The organism is Psychrobacter sp. 1Y4 (assembly GCF_051847555.1).
In genome coordinates this window covers 1-1617 of the sequence record NZ_JBPYDE010000049.1, presented here as the reverse complement: position 1 = coordinate 1617, position 1617 = coordinate 1, and the positions used below count along the sequence as shown (strand labels likewise).

General features: G+C 42.9%; 2 protein-coding genes. Both read right to left on the bottom strand.

Going from position 1 to position 1617, the window contains the following annotated elements; all coding sequences use genetic code 11:
• Positions 1-182: 182 nt before the first annotated feature.
• A complete protein-coding gene (locus ACS8FC_RS14045) occupies positions 183-1151 on the bottom strand; it encodes a DNA-binding protein (protein WP_058025952.1) in 969 nt (322 codons plus the stop codon).
• Positions 1152-1278: 127 nt separating this feature from the next.
• On the bottom strand, positions 1279-1617 hold a 339-nt coding region (locus ACS8FC_RS14040), incomplete at its 5' end, for a hypothetical protein (RefSeq protein ID WP_439297212.1).

Genomic DNA, 1617 nt, shown 5'->3' with positions numbered 1-1617 from the left:
ATACTATAAGAGTCCAGAGAAAAATTTAGAATAGTTAATATACAACAATCACTTATTCAGTGAGTCGATATTGTCATAGTTGATTCATAAGCTTAGTGTGAATAGAACGAGATCTACGCTTTAGGTAAAGTCTCTTCCTAGCTCATAACTATTCTTTATCTTGGAACCTTGAATACTTTTATTTAATCAACATCCAAGGCGTTATCTTTGTTTTGAATAAGTATTAGATTATCTTGAGCTTTCTTGAGTTTATTTTGTAACACAGTCACTTGTTCTTGTTCTGATAGGTGACGGCTCGATAGCTCGCCATATTGCTTATTCAATATACTATGTTCAGCTTCAAGTTTAGCCTGTATTTGAGTCAGCTGCTCATAAAGTCCTGATAGCTTATCACGTTCAAAGGTTACCGCCTTTAGCTCTCCTTTGATCTCTGCGGTAGCAGTTTGTATCTCATTGCGTTCAGCTGTGACCGTCTTTAGCTCTGACTTAGTGGCTTTAAGCTCCGCCTTTAAACGTGCAATCTCTGCTTTATCGCTATCAGCTGTAGCTTTAAGCGTGGCTACCTCACCAAGACTACTAGTAAGCTCTACAGATTGCTTATCTAATGCGCTACGTGTCTCTACAAGCTGTGATTGTGCTGTTTCTGCTTTAGTTCGTTCAAGCTCTAATTGATGCTTAGTATCTGATAGCGTCTGTTTGGTAGCATCATGGTCAGCTGTGGCTTGCTGAGCCGCTTTAGTTGCTGTCTCCGCAGTAGTGGCCACTTCGTCCAGCTGCTGTAGTAGATCTGCTTGTTCACCCTCTAAGGTTTTAACTGCTTCTTGCGCTTCGTCCGTCTCTGCTTGTGCCTTAACCTTAACCACCTCTAGAGCTTCACGCTCCTTAGACAGCCTATCGTTCGCCATATCAATAGCTGTCTGCCACATATCAGCGCCAAGCGTGTGCAAGCGTTCAGTGATACCGCTAGGTAAATCCACTTGTTGCAGCTCTTGCTCTTCCTGCTGTTCTCGCTTCCAACTCTGCATCGCATCACTAATGGTAGTGAATGAGCCACCGCCTAGCGCCTTACGCACCTCTGCCAGTGTCGGCTTTATCCCTTGCTCCTGTAATCGGTCAGCTGCTGCATGAATATCTTGTGTGGTGAGTGCCATGATTTTGTATTCCTTGATAGTGCATTGTAGTATGTTGTATATAGTATAATACAATATACAACATACTACAATGAAAGGTGTAAAAAAACCCCAAGTCGTCTTGAGGTTATAACTTGTTGGCTAAGACTTAATGATCAGTTAGGTATTCTTCTAGGGCATCATTGATCATGTCCTGATAGTTACCGCCTGTCTGCTTGGCTCTGTCCTTAAACTTAGCAAGAATGCTTGGGCTGATAACACTGGCTTCTGTAGTAAGCGTTTGTGGTTTGATACTGCCACGGATCGCGCCTGACCAGTCGGTGATTTCTGGAATGTCCGATAGATCAATGTCGTCATCGCTAAGCGTTGCTAAGTACTCTAAGTCCGCTTGCTGCTTAGCCGTTAATGGCGGCAACTTATCTATGTGATAACTAACCTTGTTCATATTGTCTCCTTTCAATCTTTGTGGCACGCCTGGCAGAGATAA

Excerpts from the sequence above, each read along its gene's own strand:
- ACS8FC_RS14045 (WP_058025952.1), bottom strand. The coding sequence starts at position 1,151 with ATGGCACTCACCACACAAGATATTCATGCAGCAGCTGACCGATTACAG.